The organism is Rheinheimera sp. (genome assembly GCF_965283995.1).
GTDB lineage: Bacteria > Pseudomonadota > Gammaproteobacteria > Enterobacterales > Alteromonadaceae > Pararheinheimera.
This window is the reverse complement of the sequence record NZ_CBDIQG010000001.1, coordinates 1,034,446-1,055,792: the sequence shown is the minus strand read 5'-3', so window position 1 is coordinate 1,055,792 and position 21,347 is coordinate 1,034,446. Positions and strand designations below refer to the sequence as shown.

Here is a 21,347-nt window from a genome sequence, read left to right as displayed (position 1 = left end):
CGTAGTCAGCAGGAATGATGTCAGTCACAGCCTGATCCTCGTCTGAGTCCGGTATCCGTTCCGGCCGCAACGATGAAAGTGTAAAGGTTCGTAACGAAAAAATCTGCTATCGCCATGCTGCAATATGAATCATCTGAGCCTTGGTTTTGTGCGCTGCCGTACCCACACCGTCCGGAAAAATTCCGTCAGATCAAGATACTGAAACCGCCGCTAGCCTGCAGCTGTCCGTATTTAATTACAAGACAGCGGTGTCATCCGATTTAATAATTTAGTGTTCACTGAACTTCATCGTTTTACGTGGTCCGGCTGGCTCACGCTTTGCTGCTGCTTGAATGGTGGCTGATTTGTGCCTGCTTTTGTGGCGATTTGCCGAAGTGCAACAATTAGCTGGTCAAGTTCGCCCGGTTGGGTAAATAGTTGCACCGTGATCCGCACTATCTGTAACTGATTAAGCTGGCGGCTGACGGTGAAAATTCGCGCCTGTTGCCATAACGCTGCGACCACATCGTCGGCGCGATGTTCGCCCAGGGTGAACGCTGTAATAGCACAGGACTGAGCCGGATCGGCAGGGGTGATGACTTGCAGATTGGAGATCTGCCGCGCCTGATCCAACCAATACTGGCTCAGATAACGCAGGCGCTGTTCTTTTTGCGCCGGGCCTATTGCGCGTTGAAACGTCAGCGCATCGCGGATATTCAGCAGCGCCGGGACTGCAACTGTGCCCAGGGCGGCCAGTCGTTGGATTGGCCGCGATGGTGACGTCGAGGTTGGTATTGGCATCGGTGCGTTGTGTGCTAGCCCATACAGCGGTCGGATCTGGGCTAACCGGGATTGGCGAATAAAAAGCAGCCCGGTGCCGAGCGGCGCGCCAAACCATTTATGCAGATTGGTCGCGATAAAATCTGCATCCAGTGCCGGCAGCTGATAATCGAGCTGAGCGAACGAGTGGGCGGCATCGACCAGCACGTCAACGCCATAGCGCCGCGCCATCCGGCTGATTTGCGCCACCGGCAGGATCTGGCCATGGCGATGACATAAGTGACTGAGCACAATTAGTTTGCTGCGTGGCGTGATGGCGTCGGCATAACACTGGACCAACGCCTGATCGGTCCCATTCACCGGCAGTTGCAGGGGGCGGATCTGCACTTGTTTCGCTGTCGCCAGCCATTGCAGACTGGCCAGCACCGTATCGTAATCCTGCGTCGCACAAATCACTTCATCGCCCGGTTGCAGCGGATAACCGTGCAACAAAATGTGCATCCCCTCACCAAGGTTACGGGTCAGTAGCAATTCTTCCGGCAGCACACCACAAAATTCCGCCAGTTGCTGATAGATGGCCACTTCTTCCTGCGGCCATTGCTGACGCAGATAAAACGCACTCTGACTGTTTATCTGCTGCTGATGTTGCTGCCAGGCCTGTAAGACAGAAGACGGCTGCATGCCAACATAGCCGTTTTCCAGCTGAATAAACGCCTGATCACGCGGGTATAGCAGGCTGTGTTGTTGCCAATAGGCCTCATCGGTGGCGCGGTGCGCCGATTGACCTGCAGCATCTGACTCGTGTTGTGGTGCCGCTGGTAACCTTTGTTGTTGAGGTTGTGGCGATTGCGGGAGTGATTGCCAGGCCAGCCACAGACTTAACGCGAGGGCAAGGCACAGCAACAGTGCAAGCAGCTGCACAAGCGCTGGCCAGCCGCCAGAGTCCCAGCCGATACCGGAAAACGCGCCCAAGGTACTGGCACCCAGATAATAGCAACACAGGTATACCGCAGTGACCAGCGCCGTTGGCGCCTGAACCAAAGTGGCCAGCCAGTTGCTGCACAAGGTGTGGGTGGCAAAAAAACCAAAAGTAAACAGCGCGATACCCGCGAGGATCATCCGGACATCCGGGTGTAGCGTGGCGCACAAGCCCCCTAGCATCAGCGTCAACGCCATGGGGACCAGTGTGCGCAGCGGCAGGTGTTTGGTTAACATCGCGCCCCACAATGAGCTGCCGATGCCAAAGATGTAAAACACCGTGATGGCGGCGACAGTGCTTTGGCTGAACAAATAAGGCGGCGCGAGCAGATAGAAAGTGATGTAGTTATACAGGCCGGTATAACTGCCGGTTAGTAAAAATGCGATGGCAAACAGCGCCAGTAATTTTGGCTGGCGGATCTGCATGAATACCGAGCGCATCATCTGCCGTAAGCTCTGAAGATCAGGCGTGGCCGGCGTAAACTTTGTGCCGCGCGGTGATGTGTGCGGCGATGTGTTTGGCAACGTTTTTGGCTTTGGGTTTGGCAACATGCGCTGAAATTGCCAGGCGGCGGCAAGACCGGCCAGCCCTAAACACAACAACGCCAACCGCCAGCTGTAGTGGTCACTCAGTAGCGCACCGAATGCCCGTCCCAGCATGCCGCCCAAAGCCGTTCCCGCAATATAAAAGCCAATGGTCTGACTCAGCCGTGCAGCAGGTACTTCACTGCTGAGATAAGTGATCGCCAGCGCTGGCATGCCCCCCAACGCCAACCCCAGCAGCGCGCGTAGCCAAAGCAATTGCGTGTAGTTTTGCGCCAGTGCACACAACAAGCTCAGGATTGCAGTACTTGCGACCGCTACAATCATCAAGCGGCGCCGGTCAATAAATTCACTGAGCAGGCTGCTGAGCAACAAAGACAACGCAAGCGTCAGCGTTGATATCGATAACACCCAACTAGCATCCGCCGCGGACAAACCAAATTCTGCTGAAAGCAGCGGCATCATCGGTTGCACGGCATAGAGCAGGGCAAACACGCTGCTGCCGGCCAGAAACATGGCCCATTTTAAAGATTGGATCCGTTGCAGGTCATCTGCTGCAGAGGTAGATAACTCGGTGGCCGTGGTGTTGACAGGTGCAGAATAAGACATCAGAGGTGACCGGTGTAAAACAGGAAGTGTCAGGGTAAAGATTGCAATTAATAGCGTCCAATACATAATAAAGGCGATATTAATACCGAATTTAGATTAATGTAACGACTACAGCAGGATCACCGCCGGAGTAACCAATCATCGAATTACGACAATTACGTTATTTTATTGCCGTTGCAGAAGAGCTGCATTTCACCCGTGCGGCGCAGCGGCTTTGCATCGGCCAGCCGCCGCTCAGTTATGCCATTGCCCAGCTGGAAACTGAGATAGGGGCATTATTATTTGCCCGCACGAAAAGGTCGGTGCAGCTGACCGAAGCGGGGAAGTTATTACTCGCCGATGCCCGAAAAATTCTGGCGCTGTCCGGTGCTGCTGCGCTTAGCGCAAAAGCCGCCGCCACAGGACAGGCCGGGGAACTGCGGATTGGCTTTACTTCGTCTACGCCGCTGACGCCGTTGTTTTCAACGTTGATTAATGTTTATCGCCGGCAATTTCCGGCAGTCACGCTGACGTTGCTGGAAATGTCGACGCAACACCAGCTGGCGGCGTTGCAACAACAGACACTGGATTTGGCGTTTGTCCGGCCACAGTTTGGCGCTGAACAAGCGGAGCAGGAGAATTCAGCGGTGCATGCGCTGCATTATTTGCCGCTACGCACTGATCCCTTGGTGGTGGTGTTGCCAGAGCAGCATCCTTTGGCAACCAAACCACAACTGCGCGTAGCTGATTTGGCAACGCAGGGGTTTATTATGTATCCGCCACAAGCCGGAACCAGTATTTACCGGCAACTGCACGCGCTATGCCTGCAAGCCGGCTTTACGCCAGATACCGTGCAGCAGGCCGCCGAAGCATCGACCATCATCGGCCTGGTCGCCGCTGGTGTCGGCATCAGCGTGCTGCCGGCCTGTTTCGACCGCATTCAGCTGGCAGGGGTTTGTTACCGGCAACTGGCCGACGAGATGGCGGTCACGCGCTTATTGCTGGCGCATCAGGCGTCAGAGCGTGAGCCGCAAAAACAACTGCTGATTAACCAGTTTGTCGCACTGACACAAGCACAGTTGTAGTGAACTGCCGGTTTCGCCGAAAATTGCTCCTGCATGTTCGGCATACCGTCCTTGCATGGACATAAAAAAACGCCGGATAAATCCGGCGTTTTTTCTTGAAATTTAATGGTCGGTACGGCGGGATTCGAACCCACGACCCCTGACACCCCATGACAGTGCGCTACCAAGCTGCGCTACGTACCGACGAGCGCCTTATCTTACTGGCTTTCTGTCTGATTGCAATGCTGCACCGACTGACTGCGGCATTTTTAGCCGGTTAATCAGCCAAATAGCAAAGCGCCGCCACAGATTTTCGGTTAAGGTAATGCCATTAAACATCCGTCCGGATGTCCAAAATCTGCGGGTATTTTTGCGCAAGGGCCGGGGAGGCCGATTTTTATGTGGATCTTGTTTACCTTACTGGCTGCGTCGATGCAGGCCGTGCGTAATGCCTGTCAGAAAGAGCTCAGTAAAGAAGTGTCGGTGCTGGGTGTCACGCTGGCACGATTTATATATGCCAGTCCGCTGGCGGCTCTGTATTTGCTGGGGTTATATCAGTATCAGGCTGCGGCATTGCCAGTATTTAGCGCCAGTTTTGCCGGGTATTTGCTGGCGGCGTCTGTGATGCAAATTCTGGCCACTGCACTGATGGTGGTGCTATTTAAGCAAAAAAACTATGCCATTGGTGTCGGTCTGGCGAAGTCAGAAGCGATCTTTGCTGCGGTACTTGGCGTGTTATTTTTTGCCAGTGTGTTGTCGCCGCTCGGCTGGATTGGGGTTGGAGTGGGTGCCATCGCGGTGTTTTTATTAAGCGGTGTGCGGAACCTGACCGAGCTGCCGCTCAAGACCGTTGCTATCGGCGCCGCCAGTGGTGCCGCTTTTGCACTGACGTCGTTGTGGATCCGCGAAGCCAGTCTGGCGCTCGGCTTGCCGTTTCCTTATGGCGCGGCCTGGGTGTTGTTGTTTGTCATCAGCTGCCAGACGCTGCTGTTGTTGGGTTATCTGTTAATACGCGACCGCGCCGTGCTGGTTGCACTATGGCAAAGGCCCAGACTGACCTTGCTGACCAGTTTTTTCAGCTGTATCGGTTCTTTAGGCTGGTTCACCGCAATGAGCTTGGAGAGCGTGCCATTAGTGAAAACACTGGGGCAGGTTGAAGTCCTGTTCACTTTGTTGATTTCGGTGTTCTGGTTTAAGGAAAAACTCAAACGCACTGACTTGCTTGGCCTTGCGCTTGTTGTTCTGGCGGCTGTACTCGTGATGTGGGCCTGACACTCGGTGCAATTCCCGGCGCTGGCGCAATCAGGCGACAGATGATTACAATGCTGCTGACCCATACAGTGAGCCCGGCTCGAAGAAGCTGGCCCTGCTAACCCTATAACGCAGATTTGAAGCATGAAAACCAATATTCTGAACCGTATCGTAGAACCGGAAGCGCTGCAGCACAGTGGCGACTTCCTTGGTCTGACTTTGACTTACCCTAAAGAGCTCACGCCTTTTGCTTACACGCTCAATAACGGCACTGTGGTGGAGGTCTGGGATACTGGCGTGTTATGCCTGACTCCAGCGAACCCGGCAGGCATCGACCTGGTGTTGTCTTCAGGTGTTCACGGCAATGAAACTGCGCCGATTGAGCTTTGCGCAGCAATTTGTCAGGACCTGTTGCTGGAAAAAATCCAAAGCCGTCACCGGCTGTTGTTTCTGTTTGGCAATCCGCCGGCGATCAATGCCGGCAAACGTGAGCTGGTGGATAACCTGAACCGGCTGTTCTCCGGGCATCACAGTAAAGGTGCCGGCGAACCGGGCTGGGAGCGCCAGCGCGCCGCCAGGCTCGAACGCTATGTAAAGCGTTTTTACAAGACGGCTGAGGCAGAGCGCGAGCGCTTGTTGTATGACCTGCACACCGCCATTCGGGGCTCGCAGTTTGAAAAATTTGCCGTTTATCCGTTTTTACACGGTAAGCCTTGGAGCAAAAGCCAGCTGCAGTTTTTGCAGGCCTGTGGTGTTGACACCTTTTTGCTGATGCAAACGCCGGCATCAACCTTCAGCTATTTTGGCGCGCAAAGTTGTGGTGCTCATGCCTTTACGCTGGAACTGGGCAAAGTACGGCCGTTTGGCGAAAACGATATGAGCCGGTTTAGCGCTTGCGATTTGATGTTACGGGCTTTATTGACGGGTACCAATACTGAGTTGCCGGCATTTGATGAAAGCAGCTTCAATTTCTTTGTCGTCAGCCGTGCGGTGAACAAACAGACAGAGCAATTTGAACTGTGTTTTGCCCGTAATATTGAAAATTTCAGCCAGTTTCCGCTTGGCACCTTGTTGGCCCGTGATGGCGACATCGAATATCGGGTTGATGAGCCGGGTGAAGCTATCATTTTCCCCAATGCCGACGTGGCACTGGGCCAGCGCGCCATGTTGCTGGTCAAACCGGTATCCATCGCCGGACAGGTCGCCTGAGTGAAACCCGGCACAATGACTGCTGCCGGGCCATGAATCCACGGCGCTTCCGGCGGGATAGCGCCATCAACTCATCTCGCATTAGTTTTCCTTATCCGAGCCTATGGAAAAATTCACCGTAAAAAGTTCGGCTGTGCTACGTTTTACAGGTTGGTGCGGTTGCAATGCAGTTTACGTAAAGGTAAAGTTTGCGCCGCTGGAACAAAATAATAACAGCGAAGCTGCAGCGATTTGCTTGACGTCTACGTAAAGTAAAATAATCCGACGCGATAAACCGCCTGCAAAAATCCAGGGGAGAAGCTGACCTAAACAGCGACAGACTGTCAGTCAGATGGATTCAACATTAAGGTAAAGCCGGCAAACACCAAGGTCCGCGTTACCCGCATGACAAAGAGAGATCTATGACCAACCCGAATAACGCCACGATTTCGACCGTGCACCACGCCGAATTCACCAGTGGCCACGCTTTGCAGATCCCGACACTGCGCATTTTACAGGACGACGGCACTCTCTACGAAGGTGCGACCGCACCGGAACTCGATAAAGCCACAGCGCTGAAAATGTACCAGACCATGACCTTTATCCGCGTGCTGGACGAACGGATGTTGGGCGCGCAGCGTCAGGGCCGGATCAGTTTTTATATGCAATGCCTCGGCGAAGAAGCCGCCACTGTCGGTAGTGCAGCTGCGCTGGATGATGCCGACATGATCATGGCGCAATACCGTGAACAAGGCGCGTTACGTTACCGTGGTTTCACGCTGGAACAGTTTATGAACCAGCTGTTTTCCAACGAAAAAGATCTCGGCAAAGGCCGCCAGATGCCGGTGCATTACGGCAGCAATGCCATTCATTACATGACCATTTCCAGCCCGCTTGGCACGCAAATCCCGCAAGCCGCCGGCTATGCCTACGCGCAGAAATTACGCGGTCTGGCCAATGTGACCATTTGTTATTTCGGTGAAGGCGCCGCGTCTGAAGGCGACTTCCACGCCGGTCTGAATATGGCCGCGGTGCATAAAGCACCGGTGCTGTTTTTCTGCCGCAACAACGGCTACGCCATCTCAACACCAGCCAACGAACAGTTTAAAGGTGACGGCATCGCCTGTCGTGGCGTTGGCTATGGCATGAAAACCATCCGGGTCGACGGCGCCGACATTCTGGCGGTGTATCAGGCGACTAAAATGGCGCGTGAATATGCGCTTGCGAACAACGAGCCAGTGCTGCTCGAATCAATTGCTTACCGCCTCGGCGCGCATTCTTCGTCGGATGACCCGAGCGGCTATCGCTCAAAAGAAGAAGAAGAGCTGTGGCGTAAAAACGACCCGGTCGCCCGGTTTCGTTTATTCCTGCTGCAAAAAGGCTGGTTGGATGATGACGCCGACAAAGCCGCGATCGAGCAGCTGCGTCAAGACATTCTGGAAGCATTAAAAGTGGCAGAAAAAGTCGCAAAACCTGGTATTGAACATCTGATCAGCGACGTTTACGCCGAGCCTATCCCTGAACTGGAACGCCAGTTGGCGGAACTTAAAGAGCACATCCGCAAATACCCGGATGCGTATCCAATCACGTCAGGGAGAATGTAATGGCGAAAATGAATATGTTACAGGCCATCAACAACGCGCTGGATTTAGCGATGGCCAAAGACGATGGCGTGGTGTGTTTTGGTGAAGACGTCGGCCATTTTGGCGGTGTGTTCCGCGCGACATCTAAGCTGCAGGAAAAATACGGCAAAGCGCGTTGTTTTAACACGCCTCTTACAGAACAGGGCATCGCCGGTTTTGCCAATGGCATGGCGGCGCAAGGCATGACGCCGGTCGCAGAAATTCAGTTTGCCGACTACATTTTTCCGGCCTTTGACCAGATCGTCAACGAAACGGCCAAGTTCCGTTACCGCTCCGGCAATGAATTTAACGTCGGTGGTTTGGTGTTCCGCACGCCATACGGCGGCGGTATCGCTGGTGGTCACTACCACAGTCAGTCGCCAGAAGCTTATTTTGCCCATACGCCGGGTCTGAAAATCGTCGTTCCGCGCAATCCGCATCAAGCCAAAGGTTTGTTGTTGGCCTCAATCAACTGCCCGGATCCGGTGATTTTCTTTGAACCGAAAAAACTGTACCGCGCATCGGTTGGTGAAGTGCCGGAAGAATACTACGAGCTGCCAATCGGCCAGGCCGAAGTGATGAAAACCGGTTCTCAGGTCACAGTGCTGGCCTGGGGCGCGCAAATGGAGATCGTGGAAAAGGCAGTCGAAATGGCTGAAGCCATTGGTATTTCCTGTGAACTGATCGACCTGCGCAGCATCCTGCCGTGGGACGTCGATACAGTGGCTGAATCAGTGAAAAAGACCGGCCGTCTGGTGATTAACCACGAAGCGCCGTTAACTGGTGGTTTTGCCGGTGAAATCGCTGCGACCATCCAGCAACGTTGTTTCCTGCATCTGGAAAGTCCAATCCTGCGCGTCTGTGGTCTGGATACGCCATATCCGCTGGCGCTGGAAAAAGAATACGTCGCTGACCATTTAAAAACCTTTGAAGCCATTAAAGCGTCAGTCAATTTCTGAGCCGGAGTTATCGATGAAAAAAGATTTTATCCTGCCGGACATTGGTGAAGGCATCGTGGAATGTGAACTGGTCGACTGGCTGGTGAAAGAAGGCGATCGGATTGTCGAAGATCAGCCGATCTGCGACGTGATGACTGATAAAGCCTTGGTGCAGATCCCTGCAATTTATAACGGCGTGGTCAGCAAGCTGTATTATGCCAAAGGCGATATCGCGAAAGTCCACGCACCTTTATTTGAAATGATTGTTGACGTGGTTGCCGGTGATGCACCAGTCACCGCAGCGCCTGTTGCTGCTGTCGCAGTTGGCGGCAAAGTGGTTGAGGATTTTATTCTGCCGGATATCGGTGAAGGCATTGTCGAATGTGAAGTGGTGGATTGGCTGGTCAAAGAAGGCGATATCATCGCTGAAGACCAACCCGTCTGTGACGTGATGACCGACAAAGCTTTAGTGCAAATTCCGGCCAAACATCCGGGCAAAGTAGTGAAGCTGTATACGGCCAAAGGCCATATCGCCAAAGTGCATGAGCCGCTGTTTGCCATCGAGATGGACGCCGCCCTGGCTTCAGGACAGCCGCCATCAGCACATCAGGCTCCGGCTGCTACACCTGTTGCGACAACGGCAACGGCAACGGCAACGGCAACGGCAACAGCGCCTGCAGCAGTCACTAGTCTGCCTGCCGGCCACAAAGCGCTGGCAAGCCCTGCGGTACGCCGGCTGGCACGCGAACTCAGTATCGATATTCACCGCGTGCCAGGCACAGGTCCGAAGGGTCGTGTGTTTAAACATGACGTGCAGGCCTTTGTTTCCGGCGCAGTTGCTGCGCCAGCGACTACGGCATCGGTCGTCGCGCCTGCTGCAGTGAACGCTGCCAATACTGCGAACTCCGCGAACACCGGCCGCCGGGTTGAACCGATTAAAGGCATCAAAGCAGCGATGGCTCGGCAGATGGCTGAGTCCGTCAGCACCATTCCGCATTTCACCTACTGTGAAGAGATTGACCTGACCGACCTTATCGCGCTGCGGTTAAGCCTGAAAGACAATCTGGCGAAACAAGGCGTCAAGCTGACCATGATGCCGTTTTTTATGAAAGCGATGTCGCTGGCGCTTAATGAGTTCCCGATCTTAAACAGTCAGGTCAATGCAGATTGCACCGCGCTGACTTATTTTGACGAGCACAATATTGGCATTGCTGTTGATTCTAAAGTCGGTCTGCTGGTACCGAATGTTAAAGATTGCCAGCGTAAATCTATCGTGGAGATCGCGACAGATTTAACCCGTCTGACTGATTTGGCGCGGGAAGGCCGTGTTAGCCCGGCTGATTTAAAAGGTGGCACTATCACCATCTCCAATATCGGCGCTATTGGCGGCACAGTCGCGACGCCTATTATCAACAAACCGGAAGTGGCGATTGTGGCGCTTGGCAAAGTGCAGTTGCTGCCGCGCTTTGATGCCAAAGGCCATGTAGTGGCGCGGTCCATCATGCAGGTCAGCTGGTCTGGCGACCACCGGGTGATTGACGGTGGCACTATTGCCCGCTTTACCAACCTGTGGAAAAAGTACCTGGAAGAGCCGTCAGCGATGCTGGTCGCTATGCGCTAACGAATACGCTAAAGAATACGCCAGCGCTATCTAAGGCGCGCAAAACCTGTTAAAAAAGCCCCATTCGGGGCTTTTTTGTTTCAGCGATGTACAAACACCAATTACGTAATTTTTATATTCCGGAAGAGCAGTCGATTTATCTGCTCAATGCCAATGACGCGAAAAAGCTCAAAGACTGGGTCGCGTTGTGTATCGATGAATTGCGCAAATTAGGCTATCGCGACATCGAGCTGGTTGGCAAAGGCGCTTATGGCTTTGCGTTTGCCGGGCTGGATAAAGCCGGCGAACAATGTGTGTTTAAGTTTTCCCGCATCAACCTGCCGCAACATATCCAGGAGCGGCTGGCTGACGAAGCGTATATGTTGTCACAAATTCAGCATCCGAATGTGCCGCGGTACATCACCTACCAGCTGGTGAAAAAACAAGGCATTCTGATGATGGGCCGGGCCCGCGGCATTGACCTTGAACAATACAGCCTGCGCCATGGTCGCCTGCCGGTCCGGCTGATCATTGATATTGCCGCTCAGCTCGCCAGTTTACTCAAAGTGCTGCGCAGTCATCAGAAAGACGGCGAAGCTTGTCCTATCGTGCACGGTGATATCAAACCTTCCAATCTGGTGTATGACGAACACAGTGGCCAAATCAGTCTGGTCGATTGGGGCAGCTCTGTGTTTGCCCAGACCGATGAGCAGGGGACTTACCTGAGCAATAACGTGATGGCGCTGATGTCTGCCGATTTACAAAATTCTAATGCCAGGCTTGGCGACGTGTATTTTATTGGCGCTGAGCAACGTGCCGGCGCTTTATCCAGCCCACGCTTTGATGAGCAGGGCGTGGCTGGGACTTTATATGCGCTGGCGTCTGGCCAGGGCTGTCGTTTTGGCCGCAAAGCGATCCCGGCGCGTAGTCTCGGGCTTCCCAACGAGTTTGCCACTATGCTCGACAGTCTGCTGGCGGACGACCCCGGTCTACGCGCGCAGGCCGGTGATTATTTCCTCAAAGCGATGCCACGGTTAGCTCATCTGGTGTTGCCGGACCTGACATTGTTTGATGATAGCCCGCAGCTGCCGTTTGGCATCAATGCGCAAAGCCGTGAATTGGATACAGTGGTGTATTCGTCGCGCAAGTCATTTTTGCGCGAACACAGTGAAGAAGACGGCATTCAGTACGTCGACGATGTGCAGCTGGAGCGCTATTACAAAAACTACCTTGAGGGCATGGGTGAAACCGAAAAAGCCTTTGTCGCGGCGGTCAGCCGGCTCGGCCGGTATCCGGTGGTGGGAGGCCTCGCGATCCACTGGCAGGCACAGGGGGTCTACGTCGATTGTCATTTTCATTTGTATCAGCAAGCACTGACAGAAGCCTTTACGCTGGCGCTGAATAACGTGGTGACGCTGGCCCGCGCTATTGCGAAAGTCGGCACTTTTAAAGCCTGTTTGTTTGATGCGCGCCAGACCATCCACCTGGCACGGGAACAGGCCGAGCACGCTTTCACTGTGCCGGCCGGTTTACATATCCCGTATGAAGTGAAAGCGGTCAGCAATGCTGAACTTAGCAGCAAACAACATTCTTATTTTGAAGATGGCAAAGATCCGGATGAACAGCTGGTGCTGCCAGATGCCATCATGGACGACCTGGCGCAGCTGAACCTGATCCGCCACACCGGTTGTATTATTTTTGAAGTCACTGCGTTTTATATGAAAATACACAGTTATTTTCATTTGCTTGATGCCGACGCCGAAGTGCAGTTTGCCCGGTTACTGGCAAATATTGTCAGTAAAATTCCGTTGATCCGAGGCGATGGTGTCGGTGGTTTTATGAAATTGCCGCAAAAGGCCACACGCAAATTTAGTCATCAACTGGTTGTGCCAACCTGTGTCTATCCGGCCAACCCTTATGCTGCCCGCTAATTGCGCAATGAAGCCAGAGCAGGCCGTCGCACTTGCAGCTGGGAGTCTGACCGGTATATCAGCGAATGGTGAAATAAAACTGCAGTATCGCGGGCGTTTTGCTATGGTTTTAACAGCCATAAACGGACAGAAGGCAGTATTGTGGACAAAGCACACTGGCAGCAGCAAATCGATATTTTGCAGGCGATCGCCGATCATTCCGGCGCGGTGATTGGGGCAAAAGATTTGGCCGGGCATTATCTGTATGTCAATCAGCAGTACAGTCGTTTATTCAGTCGACCGATAGAGGATTTTATCGGCAAAACGGATGCCGAGCTGTTTAGTGCAGAAACGGCGTTGCAATTTCGCCGTGCCGACCAACTGGCGCAACAGTCGACTGCCGCAATTAGCGTCGAAGAGCGAGTTGAAGTGGACGGTATAGCGCTGGAGTTTTTGTCGTTGAAATTCCCCATTCGCGACCAACAAGGGCAGTTGTTTGCGACCGGGTTGGTGGCCGCCGACATCAGCAAATTAAAGGAATTACAACGCCAGCTGCAAAGCCTGGCAGACCATGATCCGCTCACCAAGTGTTACAACCGCCGCCGCATCCTGGAAATTGCTGAAGTCCATTTAAAAAAGGCCCGCCGCTATCAGCAGGATTTCAGCATTTTGTTATTTGATCTGGACCATTTTAAGCACATCAATGATGTCTATGGTCACGCCATCGGCGATCAGGTGCTGATTGGTTTCGCTGAGCGGGTGCAATCAGAGCTGAGAAAACCGGATGACTTTGGCCGGATCGGTGGTGAAGAGTTCATTGCGTTACTGCCCGATACCAATGCTCATTCAGCGCTCGCGCTGGCGGAGCGGATCCGGCTCAAAATTGCTGATTGGCAGTTCGCCGCGTTAAAAGGCACACGTCTGACTACCTGCATCGGCATTGCTGAGTTTTCCTTGCAGCTACAACGGATGGACGAGTTATCCGCCGCCGCCGACCACGCCTTGTATCAGGCCAAAGCGCAAGGCCGTAATTGTGTACGGATGTATTGAGCCGGCTTCCCTGTTTGAACGACAGATAAAAGCAGGTAACATGAAATCAGCAAAATAAACCGCGGAACTCGCCATACCGAGTCGCAAAAAAGAGTCGTTGCATGGTCAGAGTGTTGTGTTGGTTGATGGTTTTTGGTTTGTTTATGCCGGTATTGGCCGCCACAGTAGCGCCTGATCCACATAGTTTTGCCAATTTTCAGCAAGTGCGGACCCGTCATCTGGTGTTAGATTTAGCGGTTGATTTTACCCGCCAACAGCTGACCGGTTACGCTGAACATCAACTGGAAAGACTGGATCCAACCATAAACCGCCTGGTGCTGGACAGCCGGAACCTGAAGATCACCACAGTGACGTTCACCAATGATGGCGTGCACTGGCAAAAAGCGGCCTATTTACTCGGCATTGAAGATGCGCTGAAAGGCCAGCCACTGACGATTCAATTGCAAGTCCTCACTAAAGCCGTGCGGGTCTATTATCAGACGACACCGCAGGCCAATGGTTTGCAGTGGCTGACCGCGGCGCAATCCAGCGAAAAAAAGCAGCCGTTTTTATTTTCCCAGTCACAGCCGATCCATGCACGCAGCTGGATCCCGCTGCAGGATACACCTGCTAACCGCATCACCTATCAGGCTCACATCAAAACACCGCCAGAGTTATTGGCAGTGATGAGCGCCGATAACAGCGCCAACACCAGAAGAAACGGTGACTATCAATTCGACATGCCACAACCCGTGCCGTCTTATCTGATTGCGCTGGCCGTTGGTGATTTGCATTTTAAAGCCATGTCGGCCGATACCGGTGTCTATGCCGAGAAACTCTGGCTGGACCGGGCGACAGCGGAATTCTCTGACACGCAAAAGATGATGGATGCGGCGAACCAGCTGTTTGGCAAATATCCGTGGAAACGTTACGACTTGTTGGTATTGCCTTCGAGTTTTCCATTTGGTGGAATGGAAAATCCGCGACTGTCATTTGTCACACCGACCATCATCACCGGCGATAAAAGTCTGATCAGTCTGGTGGCGCATGAACTGGCGCATTCCTGGAGCGGAAATTTAGTCACTAATGCCAGCTGGAATGACGTCTGGCTCAATGAAGGTTTCACCAATTACGTTGAAAACCGCATCATGCAACAGGTGTACGGCCAGCCAAGGGCGGATATGGAGTTGCTGCTCAATGTCCGAGCGTTACGCAATTTGCTGACGCATCAGGCGCCGGCAGATTCGCGTTTGCAGGCTGATTACAGCGGACGCGACCCGGAAGAAGCCTTTCAACAAATTCCTTATGTCAAAGGCCAGCTACTGTTATTAACGTTGGCCCAACATTTCGGCCAGGCAAAGTTTGATCAGTTTCTGCGCGAATATTTTGCCCATTTTGCATTCCAGTCGATCCACACCGAATCTTTTATCCAATATTTTCAGCAACAACTGAATAGCAAACAGAGTTTTAGTGAACAGGCCCTGCAGCGTTGGTTAAACGCTCCGGGCTTACCGGACGAACTGGCGCTGCCTGCGTCCGACGCTTTTGCCCGCGTGAGTGCGGCACAGCAACAATGGCTGGCGGGCAAGGCTGGCTTGCGTTTGTTGCCGACCGCCGAATGGTCTGTGCACGAGTGGCTGCATTTTATTGACCTGCTGCCACGCGAATTGACAGAACAACAGCTAAACGAACTGGATCTGGTTTTTTCATTGTCGCAAAGCAGCAATGCTGAAGTGTTTACTGCGTGGGCTCAATTAGTGATCCCACTGAATTACCAACCAATTATCCAGCCACTTCGCCAGTTCCTGCTGTCGGTCGGCCGGCAAAAATTCATTATTCCGCTATACAGTGAACTGAAAGCCAATCCGCAGTGGCGCAGCTGGGCCCGCCAGGTCTATCGCGAAGCTCGCCCGGGTTATCATCCGTTGGCGCAGCAGCAACTGGACAAATTAGCGCTTTGACATTTTGTCACAGTCTGGCGGCTGTGCGGGCTGCTATGCTGACCCCAGTCCGGCCAAGAGCCATGAGGTAACAGGAGTTTTGTGATGAAATTAAGTCAGATGATGGTGTTGTGTGCAGCACTGGGGCAGTCGGTGTACGCGGCTGAAGCCGATTTTATTCAGGTTAATGGCAGCGGCGCTGTCGCTGTGACGCCAACCCAAGCCCGGCTGACGTTGGTCTTTTCCGCACAACAGGCTGATGTGGCTGCCGGCAAACAAGCGGTAGATGCGCAAAGCGCGGCATTTGCCGCATTGCTCAGCAAACATCAGATTAAAGCCAGTGATGTGAATAATGCGCCATTGGTGGTGTATCCGGAGCAACGGGAACAAAAACTTGACCAGTTCCGCATTGAACGCAGCACCACTGTATTGATCCGTGATTTGGCGTTATATCCGGTATTGCTGGAAGGCGCGGCAAAGTTAGGCGTCAGTCAGATCCAGCCGGTAGACCTGCAAACGGCAGACAGCGAACAGTATTATACCGAGGCACTGCAGCAGGCATTTCAGGCCGCGAAAGCCAAAGCATTACAATTGGCGGCACTGAGTGGCCGCAAACTTGGCAAAGTCAATCAGCTGCATGAGCAGTCCAGTGCACCGGGTCCGAGATTCAAAGGGATGATGATGGCAGCGGATTCAATGCCGGTCAGTTTTGGTCAGCAACAGATCCGTGCTGACGTGCAGGTGCAGTTTGAACTGATAAATCCCTGAGAAATGTTCTGCCTAAAGGTTTAATTTTTCGGACAAACCAAGTATGGTAGGGGCCTTGAGTTAATAACCCGTCCAGACCTGATGTTTGCTGAAAAACTAGCCTTTTATGACACGCTCACGGCTCAATGTGCAGCGTTAATCTCCGACGAGACCGATTTTATCGCCAACCTCGCCAATATCAGCGCTTTATTATTTATGGAAATGCCGGACCTGAACTGGGCCGGTTTTTATTTATTAAGACAACAGCAGTTGGTGTTAGGCCCGTTTCAGGGCAAACCAGCCTGTGTGCGGATCGATATTGGTAAAGGCGTGTGCGGCACTGCGGTGGCTACCGGTGAAGTGCAGCTGGTAAAAGATGTGCATGAATTCCCGGGGCATATCGCCTGTGATGCGGCCAGTAATTCCGAGATCGTTTTTCCACTGCGTCTGCGTGGAGAGATCATTGGGGTACTGGATATTGATAGCCCGTCGCTGGCCAGATTTGATCAGCAGGACCAGCTGGGTCTGGCCAAAATAGTGGCTGCTTTGGAGCAACGTTTGGAACAAACTTTATGAAAGACTGGTTGTCTGTCCAGGATTATTTGTACGATGTCCGGGATGTTGGTGACTGGGAAGGTGAAGAAGAACTGGTCGCCGACCGGATCAATACCATTTATCATGCGATCTGGCCGTTAATTCCAGATGAAGCAGATGTTGCATTGATCGATCGGCTGATGCGAGATGTCTGGGACCAGCTGCGCGGAAGCGAAGTGATGGTCGAAGCAGACGAGGATGAACTGGTGGATTGGGCAGTGAACCACAGCCGGCAGTTTATAGAACAATATGGCGCGCCATCTGATGACGAAGATGAAGATGATGATGACGACGCCGAAGATGTCATTGATGAAGAAGAGTATTAAACCATGACCAGTCAAGTCGAAGTCCAAGCCAAACCGCACAATGTTAAAGAAGTTGTGGCACTCCTGGCCGAACAATTTCCGTTGTGTTTTAGTCTGACTGGTCCGGCAAAGCCGCTGAAAGTCGGTATCTTTCAAGATCTTGCAGAAAAACTGCAGGAAAATCCACTGATTAGCAAAACGATGTTGCGTCAGGCGCTTCGCGTCTATACCAGCAGTTGGCGTTATCTTGAAGCGGTGAAAGAAGGCGTCTGCCGTGTTGATTTAGACGGTATTGACGGTGCCGTGATTGATGCCAGTCAGGCTGAGCATGCTGCCGCCACGCTGAGCGAAAGCAAAACCAAAGCTCAGGAAGCGCGCAAAGCACGTCAGGCCGCTGAGCGTGCCAAAGCAAAAGCTGCAGCCATTGCTGCTGGCACCGCGGCTCCGGCCAAAGCGGCAGGCGAAGGCAAACCGGCAAAACCTGCTTACAAAAAAACTGAGCGCAAATCTGACGGTCGCGTGGCGAAAGCCGCTAATCTGACATCAAAACCTGTCGCAGAACCGGTAAAAGCACCGGCAGTTGAACTCAAAGCGATGGAAGAAGGTCAGTTAGTGGTAGGCGGTAAAGTGTTGGTTAAATTTGGTGCCAGCCCAATCGCCGCCACTGTCGTAGAGTTAGCTAAACAAGACGTTATTGTGCAGCTGGCTTCAGGCATGATTGTCAAAACCCAGCGTGGAAGTTTATTTCAGGCTTAACACAAAGAGTGTCCGATGAGAAAATTATCAGGTATTGCCGCAGGTTTGTTTTTGGCGTTCAGTGGCGCCACTATTGCTGCACCGGTCGCGGAGAAAGTCACGCTACCGGAACTGTCTCAGCTTGACCAACATTTTACTGCCAGTAAACGTATAGCGGCGATCCTGACCCGTGGGCATTACCTGCCGGTACAGATTGACGATAAGCTGTCAGCAAAAGTGTTCGACCAGTATCTGGATAGTCTGGATTATTTTCACAACGTGATGCTCAAATCGGACGTTGCGACGTTCGAGCAATACAAATTTCAGTTCGATGATGCCATTGCCAAAGGCCAGTTTGACTTTGCATATCAGATGTTTAATCTGAGCCTGCAGCGCCGGGCTGAGCGTTTTGATTACGCCTTATCGGTACTTGATAAAGGCTTTGATTTTAATACTGAAGATGCCTACGAATATGAACGCGAAGATGCTGCCTGGCCGGAAACTGCAGCGCAGCTGAATGAGCTGTGGCGGCAACGGGTCAAGTTCGATGCGTTAAATCTGAAACTTGCAGGTAAAAAACCTGAAGAAATCAAAGATATCCTGACTAAGCGTTATAAATCGGCGAAAAAACGTCTGGCGCAGACTGAAAGCGAAGACGTGTTTCAGCTGGTGATGAATGCTTATGCACGCTCGATTGAAGCCCACACTTATTATTTGTCTCCGCGGAATACCGACCGCTTCCAACAGGAAATGAACCTGTCGCTGGAAGGGATTGGTGCGGTGTTACAGGCAGACGATGATTACACTGTGATCTCCAGTCTGGTACCGGGTGGCCCGGCTGATCTGACCAAAAAGCTCAAACCCAAAGACAAAATTGTCGGTGTGGCACAGGGCAATGACGAGTTTGTCGATATCGTTGGTTGGCGCCTGGACGATGTGGTTGATTTGATCAAAGGCCCTAAGGGCTCCAAAGTCCGGCTGCAGGTAATGGCTTCCAGTGACAGCGCCGGCGCGACACCACAACTGATTGAAATTGTCCGCGATAAAATCCGTCTGGAAGATCGCGCTGCCAAAGGCGAAGTGTTTAAATCGCAGTTGCATCAGAGCGATAAAAAAGTTGGCGTGATTAACATCCCGAGCTTTTATAACAATCTGACCGAAGATGTGCGCAAAGAGATCATCAAACTCAAAGCGGAAAAAATCGACGCGCTGGTCATCGATTTACGCGGTAACGGCGGTGGTTCTTTACCTGAAGCCATTTCATTGAGTGGTTTGTTTTTTGACCGTGGCCCGGTGGTGCAAATCCGCGAAGGCAACGGCCGCATCACCCAAAACGACGATACCGACGGCACTACTTTGTATGATGGGACTTTGACGGTGCTGGTAGACCGTTACAGCGCCTCAGCGTCAGAGATTTTTGCTGCTGCGATGCAGGATTATGGTCGCGCGCTCGTTGTTGGTGAACACACTTTTGGGAAGGGCACAGTGCAGCAGCATCGTGGTCTTGGCCGGATTTATGACACTTTCGATGCCGAGCTGGGCGGATTAAATTACACCATCGCCAAATTCTACCGCATCAATGGCGGCAGTACGCAACATAAAGGTGTAGTGCCGGATATCACCTATCCAACGCCAATCAATCCGGAAGAATGGGGCGAAAGCAAAGAAGAGAATGCATTACCGTGGGATTCCATCGCGCCAGCCAGTTATGCCAGCGTGCCGGATATCAAAGCTGCCTTGCCAATCTTGCAGGAAAAACACCAAAAACGCATTGCCGAGGAAGTTGAGTTCAAATACCTGAATGACGATATTGCCTTGTACAACAAGGAAAAAGATCAGAAAACAGTGTCATTGAATGAAAAGGTCCGGCTGGCGAAAAAAGACAGCGACAGCAAACGTGAACTGCAGCGCCTGAATGAGCGGCTGGCACGGTTAAAACTGCCGGCGGTAAAATCAGTTGATGACGCACCGGAAGTGCTGGAAAAACTCGATCCATTGCTGGAAGAAACTGTGCTGATCACCGCTGATCACCGCTGATCTGGTGCTGAGCAGCAAAATCGCCAAAAAATAACGCCGCATTGCGTGTGACCACGAACAAAGGACTGCCTGCAGTCCTTTGTTTTTATCTGAGATCCTTCAAAAAGAGAATGTTATGACGACTGCAAACGCTGCCGTCCAGCCGCAATGGTCAAGCCGGCTGATGTTTATTATCGCTGCTACGGGCGCGGCCGTGGGCCTTGGTAATATCTGGAAGTTTCCGTACATCATGGGGCAAAACGGCGGCGGCGCCTTCATGCTGATGTATTTGCTGTGCATTTTGCTGATAGGCATTCCGGTGTTGATGGCTGAAGTGATGATTGGCCGGCGTGGCAGACAAAGCCCGGGGTTGTCCGTCAAAGCGCTGGCGATTGAAGCCAAAGTGAATCCGCTTTGGCAGATCGCAGGCTGGATGGGACTGGTCGGTGGATTTTTAATTCTGTCGTTTTATTCAGTGATCGCCGGCTGGGCCTTTGCTTATGTCAGTAAGGCCGCGCAAAACAGTTTTGCCGGCCAAAGCGCCAGTGACATTGGCGCGATGTTTGGACAGTTTTCTGCCGATTTGTCTAGTTTGCTGCTGTGGACCACGTTAGTGATTGTGCTGACCTGCGTTGTGGTTGCCCGTGGGGTGAAACAAGGGCTGGAGCAAGTGATCCGCTGGATGATGCCAGCTTTGTATCTGCTGTTGATTGGCCTTGCCATCTATGCCGGCCTAACCGGTGATTTTGCCAAAGCGCTGCATTTTATGTTCGCGCCGGACTTTAGCAAACTGTCAGTGTCTGGCATGTTGATCGCATTGGGTCATGCGTTTTTTACTTTAAGTCTGGCCTCTGGCGTCATGATCACTTACGGCGCATATATGCCGGGCAGAGTATCGATTGCCCGCACTTCGATTTGGATTGCACTGGCAGACACCTCAGTCGCGTTGATCGCGGCCATGGTGATTTATCCTATTGTATTTGCGCATAATCTTGATGCCGGGCAGGGGCCTGGACTGATTTTTGTCACCTTGCCGGTGGCCTTTGGCCAGATGCCGGGTGGCCAACTGGTTGGCACCTTATTTTTTGTCATGCTGGTGTTTGCGGCTTTTACCTCAACCATTGCGATGATTGAATCTGTTGTTGCTTGGCTGACACAGGCTAAAGGTTTCAGCCGAGTGCGCGCTTGTGTGTTGTCCGGCATTGTGTTGTGGTGTTTAAGCCTGTTAACTGTTTTCAGTTTCAGTGGCGCCAGCTGGACCCAATGGCAATTCCATTTTGTCGGTAAAGAAGTGAATAACCTGTTTGAAATCATTGACCATCTGACCTCAGACATCATGCTGCCGCTCGGTGGTCTCGCCATCGCCATTTTTGCCGGCTGGAAAGTACAGCAACACGCCAGCCGGGAAGAGTTGAATACATCGCCGGTTGCTTATAGTATCTGGCTGTTCTGTATCCGCTGGTTCACGCCAGTGGCGATCGTAGCCGTGTTTCTGAATCTGACCGGTGTACTCTAATAAAAAAACAAAAGCCCGCCTGAC

The 21,347-nt window shown here is 52.5% G+C and carries 16 protein-coding genes and 1 tRNA gene; 15 read left to right on the top strand and 2 right to left on the bottom strand.

Annotated elements, in window-relative coordinates:
• Nucleotides 1-285: 285 nt before the first annotated feature.
• Nucleotides 286-2,889, bottom strand: a complete 2,604-nt coding sequence (locus ACQ66Q_RS04840) for an MFS transporter (protein WP_430455756.1) — start codon at nt 2,887-2,889, stop codon at nt 286-288.
• A gap of 137 nt (nt 2,890-3,026) precedes the next feature.
• Between ACQ66Q_RS04840 and ACQ66Q_RS04835 the strand changes: the two genes are divergently transcribed.
• Nucleotides 3,027-3,953 carry a LysR substrate-binding domain-containing protein gene (locus ACQ66Q_RS04835; protein ID WP_430458536.1) on the top strand — a complete coding sequence of 309 codons (927 nt, stop codon included), beginning with the start codon at nt 3,027-3,029 and terminating at the stop codon, nt 3,951-3,953.
• Between the two features lie 106 nt (nt 3,954-4,059).
• On the opposite strand, the gene ACQ66Q_RS04830 is transcribed toward ACQ66Q_RS04835, so the two are convergent.
• Nucleotides 4,060-4,136, bottom strand: a tRNA-Pro gene (locus ACQ66Q_RS04830).
• Nucleotides 4,137-4,331: 195 nt separating this feature from the next.
• Between ACQ66Q_RS04830 and ACQ66Q_RS04825 the strand changes: the two genes are divergently transcribed.
• The 14 genes from ACQ66Q_RS04825 to ACQ66Q_RS04760 all read left to right on the top strand — a co-directional run bounded on the left by ACQ66Q_RS04825 (nt 4,332) and on the right by ACQ66Q_RS04760 (nt 21,323).
• Nucleotides 4,332-5,204 (top strand): EamA family transporter, encoded by an 873-nt coding sequence (locus ACQ66Q_RS04825; RefSeq protein WP_430455755.1) that lies wholly within the window; start codon nt 4,332-4,334, stop codon nt 5,202-5,204.
• 123 nt (nt 5,205-5,327) lie between these two features.
• Nucleotides 5,328-6,392 carry a succinylglutamate desuccinylase gene (astE, locus tag ACQ66Q_RS04820; protein WP_430455754.1) on the top strand — a complete coding sequence of 355 codons (1,065 nt, stop codon included), beginning with the start codon at nt 5,328-5,330 and terminating at the stop codon, nt 6,390-6,392.
• 401 nt (nt 6,393-6,793) lie between these two features.
• Nucleotides 6,794-7,975, top strand: a complete 1,182-nt coding sequence (locus ACQ66Q_RS04815) for a thiamine pyrophosphate-dependent dehydrogenase E1 component subunit alpha (protein ID WP_377243113.1) — start codon at nt 6,794-6,796, stop codon at nt 7,973-7,975.
• A complete protein-coding gene (locus tag ACQ66Q_RS04810) occupies nt 7,975-8,952 on the top strand; it encodes an alpha-ketoacid dehydrogenase subunit beta (protein WP_208931502.1) in 978 nt (325 codons plus the stop codon). The genes ACQ66Q_RS04815 and ACQ66Q_RS04810 overlap by 1 nt, the downstream gene beginning before the upstream one ends.
• A 13-nt stretch (nt 8,953-8,965) precedes the next feature.
• Entirely contained in the window at nt 8,966-10,552 is a 1,587-nt protein-coding gene (locus ACQ66Q_RS04805; RefSeq protein WP_430455753.1) for a dihydrolipoyllysine-residue acetyltransferase, read from the top strand.
• A gap of 86 nt (nt 10,553-10,638) precedes the next feature.
• Nucleotides 10,639-12,462 (top strand): protein kinase domain-containing protein, encoded by a 1,824-nt coding sequence (locus ACQ66Q_RS04800; RefSeq protein ID WP_430455752.1) that lies wholly within the window; start codon nt 10,639-10,641, stop codon nt 12,460-12,462.
• Nucleotides 12,463-12,603: 141 nt separating this feature from the next.
• The gene (locus tag ACQ66Q_RS04795; RefSeq protein WP_430455751.1) at nt 12,604-13,491 is read left to right on the top strand and encodes a GGDEF domain-containing protein; all 888 of its coding nucleotides are present in this window, start codon (nt 12,604-12,606) and stop codon (nt 13,489-13,491) included.
• Nucleotides 13,492-13,592: 101 nt separating this feature from the next.
• Entirely contained in the window at nt 13,593-15,431 is a 1,839-nt protein-coding gene (locus ACQ66Q_RS04790) for a M1 family metallopeptidase (RefSeq protein ID WP_430455750.1), read from the top strand.
• A gap of 84 nt (nt 15,432-15,515) precedes the next feature.
• Entirely contained in the window at nt 15,516-16,178 is a 663-nt protein-coding gene (locus tag ACQ66Q_RS04785; protein ID WP_430455749.1) for an SIMPL domain-containing protein, read from the top strand.
• An 81-nt stretch (nt 16,179-16,259) separates the two neighbouring features.
• Nucleotides 16,260-16,733, top strand: a complete 474-nt coding sequence (locus tag ACQ66Q_RS04780) for a GAF domain-containing protein (RefSeq protein ID WP_430455748.1) — start codon at nt 16,260-16,262, stop codon at nt 16,731-16,733.
• Nucleotides 16,730-17,077, top strand: a complete 348-nt coding sequence (locus ACQ66Q_RS04775) for a hypothetical protein (RefSeq protein ID WP_430455747.1) — start codon at nt 16,730-16,732, stop codon at nt 17,075-17,077. Before ACQ66Q_RS04780 ends, ACQ66Q_RS04775 begins: the two co-directional genes overlap by 4 nt.
• A gap of 3 nt (nt 17,078-17,080) precedes the next feature.
• Complete coding sequence (gene proQ / locus ACQ66Q_RS04770; protein WP_430455746.1) at nt 17,081-17,812, top strand: RNA chaperone ProQ; 732 nt, start codon at nt 17,081-17,083, stop codon at nt 17,810-17,812.
• 15 nt (nt 17,813-17,827) lie between these two features.
• Nucleotides 17,828-19,828 carry a carboxy terminal-processing peptidase gene (gene prc / locus ACQ66Q_RS04765; protein ID WP_430455745.1) on the top strand — a complete coding sequence of 667 codons (2,001 nt, stop codon included), beginning with the start codon at nt 17,828-17,830 and terminating at the stop codon, nt 19,826-19,828.
• A gap of 115 nt (nt 19,829-19,943) precedes the next feature.
• Nucleotides 19,944-21,323, top strand: a complete 1,380-nt coding sequence (locus ACQ66Q_RS04760) for a sodium-dependent transporter (RefSeq protein WP_377243093.1) — start codon at nt 19,944-19,946, stop codon at nt 21,321-21,323.
• Nucleotides 21,324-21,347 lie beyond the last annotated feature (24 nt).